This is a genomic window from Candidatus Niyogibacteria bacterium CG10_big_fil_rev_8_21_14_0_10_46_36, from assembly GCA_002772995.1.
Classification (GTDB): Bacteria; Patescibacteriota; Minisyncoccia; order 1-14-0-10-42-19; family 1-14-0-10-42-19; genus 1-14-0-10-46-36.
The window spans coordinates 198,320-204,457 of sequence record PFCO01000001.1 but is presented as its reverse complement, the minus strand read 5'-3'; the positions used below and the strand labels follow the sequence as shown (position 1 = coordinate 204,457).

The window sequence follows — 6,138 nt, the reverse complement described above, 5'->3', positions numbered from 1 at the left end:
GAAGGAAATTTTTGGTTTTGCTGCCGCCGCTTCAATATCAACATACTTGTAATATATCACATTATTGTCATAGGACACAATATTTGGCTATAATACATCTGTGAATATGAAAACCCCAACATCAAAGCTTGGCAAAAATATAAAACTGATTCGCGAACGCAAAAAAATGTCGCAAGGCGATATTTGTCGTGCGGTCGGGCTTGATCGTGCCCAAATGAGCAATATTGAGGCAGGCAAAGGCAATCCCACACTTGCCACCATTGAGAAAATTGCCCAAGCGTTGGGAGTATCAAGCGACGAGCTTTTGAAATAACTATGACGGACAATAATTTACAAAAGAAAGTGGCAGAGCTAGAAGCTCAAATCAGGAAACTCAAGAAAAACAATCTTGGGCTGGTTTTTGAGGACAAGCAGGAAGATGTCGTTGAGCAATCAAAAACTCAAGTCCCTGTTTTGAAAGAGGTCGTCAAAAATCGTCTTGATTTGAGCGAAGCGTATCCTAATAATTTGATGATTGAGGGTGATAACTACCTCGCGCTTTCGGTTCTTAACTATACGCACAAAAAGAATATTGACCTTATCTACATTGATCCGCCTTATAACACCGGCGCAAAAAACTGGAAATATAACAATGACTATGTAGACAAAGACGATGAATACCGACACAGCAAGTGGCTCTCGTTTATGCGCCATCGTCTCAATCTGGCAAAAAATCTCTTGAAAGATGATGGCGTGCTAATTTGCGCGATTGATGAAAATGAGCAGGCGCACTTGGGAGTTTTAATTGAGCAATTATTTCCAGCACACGAGCAACATACGATTACGATTGTTCACAATCCTCGTGGCGTGCAGGGAACAAACTTTTCTTATACCCACGAATACGCAGTTTTTGTTATACCAAAAAATCTAAAAACAATCGGCGACAGGGTTATTGACGGAGATGATGTTAGCTGGAGAGGATTGCGAGATAACGGTGGCGAATCGTTACGAACTGACGCTAGAAATTGTTTTTACCCAATAATAATCAAAGACGGAGAAGTTATTGGGTTTGGCAATGTTGTGCCGAACGACATTCATCCGAATAGAGAAGAAAACAAAAAAGACGGAACTTACATTTATCCGATAGATAATGAGGGTATTGAGAGGAAATGGCGTTACGCTCGCCAAAGTGTGGAAAAAATAAAACATCTCTTGCGTGTAGCGGACGGTAGAGGTGGCAAAGAAATTCAAATCGGTAAGGATTTTGGAAAGTATCGGACGGTTTGGTTTGATAAAAAATACGACGCCAATGAGTATGGCGCAAAACTATTGCGCGAGATTGTCCCTAGCTCCGATTTTGATTATCCGAAATCACTTCATACAGTTTACGATTGTTTGTTTGCTGTTGTTGGCGAGCGGCCACACGCAAATGTTTTGGACTTTTTCGCCGGTTCAGGCACAACCGGACACGCCGTTTTAGAAATGAACAAAATTGATGGCGGCAATCGCAAATTCATCATCTGCACCAATAACGAAAACAACAACGGCGGAAACGGCGGGATTGCCGAATCAGTCTGCTATCCGCGTATTAAAGCCGTCATCAAAGGCTACAAGAACAAAAAGGGAGAAAAAGTCGCTGGAATGCCGAGCAATCTTTTCTACTATCAAACTGATCTCGTGGATATTGAGCAAATCCACAAAGTGCCGGATGACGCAAAAATCCGTATTACCTATGAAGCGGGAGAAATGATCGCCGTTCGCGAGGACACGCTCAACGAAGTGGAGAAAAATGACTGGTGGCAGATTTTTGAGGGCAAGGGCAAGTTGGTGGCAATATACTTCAAGGAAGACAAAGCAAAACTGGCGGAACTCATTGCCAAACTGGAAAAGAAAAATCTGCCGACAGCTTTGTATATTTTCAGTTGGGGCAAGAACGAATACAAAGGCGAGTACTCCAGCGCGAATATCAGGGTCGAGGATATTCCAGAGCCGATCATTGAAGTTTACAAAGAACTAAACCGGATATAATTATGTTCGCACTCAAACCATTTCAAGAAACGGCAATATCACAGCTCAAAGATCAGTTTTTGAGTTTGTGGAAATTGCCGAATCAAAATATCCCGCTTGTTTTCAAATCGCCGACCGGTTCGGGCAAGACGATAATGCTGGCGCAATTTTTGCGCGACATCGTGAGCGATCCGCGTTTTGCGGGCAACGATGTCGCGTTTGTATGGTTTTCGTTTAGCGAGGACTCATACGAGCAGAGCAAGAAAAAACTTTTTGATTACTACGGCGGCGCAAGCGAGCTTGATTTGCTTGATCTTAACGACCTATCGCGTGAGAAACTGCGCCAAAACGATATCTTTTTCATAAACTGGCAGAAAATTAAAGGACGAAGCAAAGAAAGCCGGAAATTGCGCCGCGATAACGAGCAAGGGCTGACTTTTGATAACTTCATCAACGAAACGCACGGAGCGGGACGCAAGATTGTCGTGATTATTGATGAGGAACATATCGGAAGCGACACCGACCTCGCGCTGGAAGTGGTTGAGGGTCTTATCAAGCCGAAAATCACACTCCGTATGTCGGCAACGCCGAAATACATCCCGACCCGCGCCGAAACAGGTGGATATGTTGAAATAAGGCGCGACGCGGTTGTTGAGGCGGGGCTGATTAAAGAAAAAATCGTATTTCAAACGGAGGAAGATTTGCAACAAAAAGCAGTCAAGAAACTTGACCAAGACGAAATGCTTTTGGAATTAGCTTTTGCCAAACGGCTAGAGCTGGTGGAGCTGTATAAAAAGCTCGGCGTTGAGGTCAATCCGCTTGTTTTGATTCAGCTTCCGAATGACGATCAAGCAACTAAAGAAACCAGCGACACGACCAAGCAGACGATTGTACTGGAATATCTAAAACGCAAAGGCGTAAAAAGTGATGAGATTGCCGTTTGGCTCTCCAAAGAGAAAGAAAACTTGGAGGATTTGGAAAAAGCCAACTCGCCGGTGTCGTTTCTCCTATTTAAGCAAGCCGCCGCAACGGGCTGGGATTGTCCGCGCGCGGGAGTTTTAGTGATGTTCCGCGAAATAAAGAATCCGACTTTTGCAATACAGACCGTTGGACGCATTTTGCGTATGCCATTTGGCACACACTTTGCTCATCCTGAACTCAATCTCGGCTATCTCTATACAAACTATAAACGGAACGAGGTTTTGGCAGAGTACGTAAAATCTAAAACTGAAAATCGTCCGGCAATCAACGGAAGTTATCGCAAAAAAAATGTTGAGCCGATAAAGCTGAAATCCGTCTTTATGACGCGCGCGGACTATAACGACTTGGGTGATTCTTTCCAAATGACATTTAAGCAAGTGGCGGACAAAAAATTGGACACCAAGAAACTCAATCTAAAACCGAAAGTGACAAACGGCTTGATTGTCGGCGTGGAAATTGACGATTACGACAATTTCACCAAAGAGCTGTTTGAGGAGGGTGGAAGTTATGATGAGGAAATGTCCCGCCATGACCTTGAACGGCTGTACAACTTGTTGTGCTTCAAAATTGTCGCAAAGCAAACCGACGAAAACCGAAAATTCGCACCAGAGCGTTCATGGGGCAAGCTCAAGACCGCACTGAACATTTATCTCATGGAGAAACTCAAAATTTCCCGCGCCGACGCTTACAAAATTATCGTGAATGATTTGGTTAGTTCGGCAGGCGCGCTTGCGCCTGTTGTTGGCGACGCACTTTTGTCGTATCGCCCGATCCGCGAGCAGGAAGTAAACAAAAAGGCGGCACGCGCAAAGCGCACAGAGCATATTGAAGTCCCACGCGAGGCGTTATTTTTTACCGACCAATACGCAGAATTGGAGGTCAAGAAATCTGCAATGGAGCCGTTTTGGTTTGAAAAGATCCCTGCCGGACTATTCGGAGGTGCAAACAATGAGAGAAAATTTATTGAGTTTCTTGAGTCGCCAAAAAACAAAAGCGTCGTTTGGTGGCACAAAAACGGCGACACCGGAAGCGAGCATTTTTCAATCTCCTTTTACAATCCCGACGAGAACAAGGAAAAGCTGTTCTACCCTGACTGGATTATAAAAACGAAGAATAGTGTTTTGATCATTGATACCAAGGCTGGAATTACTGCCGAAAGCAACGACACAAAGTACAAAGCCGAAGCTCTGCAGGCATGGCTCAAAGGAAAGAAAGGTTTTGACGGCGGTATTGCTGTCCAAGACGGACCAAACGGCTGGAAAATCAATCGCAATGCCAAGTATTCGCATGATTCGTCACTCAAGGGCTGGGATGTTCTCGAATTATAATAATTATGGATTTATATTTTTCTGACCATTTCAAAATAAAACCGCAAGACCTCGAAAAATACGGGGCTTTTAATATTTCTCTCGTTTCAGACTTACCGCTTTTCATTGATCCATTCCTCCTTTTCAACAGCAAGAAGAAGAAATATAAAGAATTGCACGAGAGCATAATAAAATATCTCGTATTTCTGAAAGGCAAGGCCAACGAGGAGCAAAATCAAGGAACACTCAAAGCTTGGTACGCATTTAAGGAAGTCGAGCAAAATTGGCTCGGCTTCTCTGTTATTGGAAACAAAGGTAGTGCGCTCGGAATGGATTTTGCGACAGCGTTAAACGAAAATCTGCACAAAATTTTTCAGGAGTTTGGACAAGAACAAATAACAAAAAGCAGCCATTTGGAAAAATTGTGCTTGATTAAAGATGGTGTTGGCAAGGACAACATCAGCGATTTTGCTACGAATCTGATGAAAGAGTTTTTACTTGAATACACTCAAACTTTCGCGCAAAAGCACATTGATGAGAGTTTGCGAGATACTTTTCGCATACCACGAACACGCTTTAATTACGAAACTGAAACTTGGGAAGAGGCGACTTTTGATTTGCCAAAATTTGAGGGCGATTTCGTTATTTTGACCCCGAAAGATTTGCTAACCAAAGACGAGACATGGATAAACAAAAAAGATCTGCTCGAAGATTTTGAACGCATACCAAATGCTATCCCCGACGAACAACTACGATTTCAGGTCAATAACTATCTGCGAAGTCGCCTTGTCAGAGATCCGAAGAAGAAAAAGGAGCCAACAAAACAAGAGAAAATGGCTGCCGCTTTTGCCACCATTCAAGAGTTTCCCCAACTCATTGATTATTACATCAAGTATAAAGAAGAACACGGCGACCAAGCTGAGAATATCAGCAACGAAAAAGTCATTTTTTCTGAAAATTTTTATATTAAGAATGTCCGCGATTTTATTACTGGACTACAGAAAACGGACTTTTACTCGTCAGCGCAAAATAGCTATGACGAAGCTAAAAAGAAAATAGGCACTCTAAAGGGTTACATAGAAAACAATGACGGATACAAACTTTTTTATCACAAAGAAGAATGTCTCGGAACAGAAAGAGATTTACAACTTTTGTTCGGCTTGGTATGCCACGAATCATCTGCTTTTGATATAAACCGAGAAGTAAATAATGGTCGTGGTCCTGTGGATTTCAAAATTTCCAAAGGTAGCGGAGATAAAACGCTGGTGGAATTTAAGCTCGCCAAAAACAAAAAGCTCAAGCAAAATCTACAAAAGCAGGTTGAAATTTACGAAAAAGCGAATCAAACAAATTCTTCTTTCAAAGTGATAATATACTTTACCGAAGACGAATATAAGCGAGTAAATGGAATTTTGAATGAACTTGAGCTTTCCGGAAAAGAAAACATTGTTTTAATTGACGGACGAAGCGACAACAAGGTGTCTGCTTCAAACGCATAAGGGAGCCGCTCGCGTCAGCGGACGGGCTTGTGCGCGCACTGGGTGGGTGGGGCAAGCACAAAGAATTACCATAGGCATCGCCGAAGCCACGGAGCGAACACGAAGCAACACCGAGCAGGCATCGTGAGCGTAGCGAGCGGCCAGTGCGAGGTGCTTGCGAAGTGTGAGCGGACTTTCAAACTACCACCAAACGCGGGGACGGGAGCGCCTCGGGCCGACGCAAGCGACGGAGAAAAGGCGGGCGTAAAACTGCCAAAAATGCTAATATACACTTACTAGCCTTTTTGGAGGAGTGAAGCGGCGGCAGCAAAACCAAAAATTTCCTTCCTTTCAAACTTTCCGCTTCGCGGCGGGGGGTGTGGAGG

General features: G+C 43.5%; 4 protein-coding genes and 1 pseudogene (1 of these 5 running past the window's edge). All 5 read left to right on the top strand.

The genetic code is table 11. The features are described from left to right. Nucleotides 1-106: 106 nt before the first annotated feature. Complete coding sequence (locus COU47_01055) at nucleotides 107-313, top strand: DNA-binding protein (GenBank protein ID PIR70005.1); 207 nt, start codon at nucleotides 107-109, stop codon at nucleotides 311-313. A 2-nt stretch (nucleotides 314-315) separates the two neighbouring features. Further along, nucleotides 316-2,007, top strand: a complete 1,692-nt coding sequence (locus COU47_01050; protein ID PIR70004.1) for a type III restriction endonuclease subunit M — start codon at nucleotides 316-318, stop codon at nucleotides 2,005-2,007. Nucleotides 2,008-2,009: 2 nt separating this feature from the next. Then, nucleotides 2,010-4,295 carry a restriction endonuclease subunit R gene (locus tag COU47_01045; GenBank protein PIR70003.1) on the top strand — a complete coding sequence of 762 codons (2,286 nt, stop codon included), beginning with the start codon at nucleotides 2,010-2,012 and terminating at the stop codon, nucleotides 4,293-4,295. Between the two features lie 5 nt (nucleotides 4,296-4,300). Next, entirely contained in the window at nucleotides 4,301-5,773 is a 1,473-nt protein-coding gene (locus tag COU47_01040) for a hypothetical protein (protein ID PIR70002.1), read from the top strand. Nucleotides 5,774-6,129: 356 nt separating this feature from the next. Next, a pseudogene (locus COU47_01035) lies at nucleotides 6,130-6,138 on the top strand (hypothetical protein); it runs 543 nt beyond the window's last position.

Coding starts and splice junctions, on each gene's coding strand:
- COU47_01055 (PIR70005.1), top strand. CDS start 107: ATGAAAACCCCAACATCAAAGCTTGGCAAAAATATAAAACTGATTCGC.
- COU47_01050 (PIR70004.1), top strand. CDS start 316: ATGACGGACAATAATTTACAAAAGAAAGTGGCAGAGCTAGAAGCTCAA.
- COU47_01045 (PIR70003.1), top strand. CDS start 2,010: ATGTTCGCACTCAAACCATTTCAAGAAACGGCAATATCACAGCTCAAA.
- COU47_01040 (PIR70002.1), top strand. CDS start 4,301: ATGGATTTATATTTTTCTGACCATTTCAAAATAAAACCGCAAGACCTC.